This window comes from Tsuneonella deserti (genome assembly GCF_014644315.1).
Classification (GTDB): domain Bacteria; phylum Pseudomonadota; class Alphaproteobacteria; order Sphingomonadales; family Sphingomonadaceae; genus Tsuneonella; species Tsuneonella deserti.
Window position 1 is genome coordinate 1 of the sequence record NZ_BMKL01000010.1, and the last position, 558, is coordinate 558.

The window sequence follows — 558 nt, forward strand, 5'->3', positions numbered from 1 at the left end:
AGAAAACAGAATTTCTGAGAGTTCCATCTTCATTGAGTGCTTCATTTACAACATCCCATGAGAATACCTTTCCTTTGTAACGTCCAGCCACAGTTTTGATGTGTTCAGTAAAAAATGTGCGGATTGAGTCGCTGCTCTTAATGCCTCTAATAAAGTTTGGTAATTGGCTATGCCATACCAACGTGTGTCCATTGATTTTGATGTTATTCTTCTGTCCATATTCAACCATTTTGTCGGCCAGTTTGAAATCATAAGTATCCCATTTTGGATGAATCAATGCCGATTTCATGATATTTTCGGGAGTTGCTGCATTAAACTGTTGCTTGATTAGGCTGTTTACAGTCGGGTCTTTTTCTTCAATTTGTAAATTATTAAGAGCCGTACCAATCAAAAAGTCTTTCTTAAAAGCATCTTTAAGCGAATTGCTTGCCTTATTTCGTGTAATGAAATTTGAGCAAATAAAAACTACAAAAACCAGGGCAATAACTAAATTTTTTTTCATTTTTTAATGAGATTTAATATACAGTGAAATGGGTGATAATCATAATAAAATCTAAC

General features: G+C 33.9%; 1 protein-coding gene. It reads right to left on the minus strand.

Features of this window, described 5'->3' with window-relative positions; all coding sequences use genetic code 11:
- On the minus strand, positions 1-502 hold a 502-nt coding region (locus IEW58_RS14235), incomplete at its 3' end, for an endo-1,4-beta-xylanase (protein ID WP_188645885.1).
- Positions 503-558: the final 56 nt, after the last annotated feature.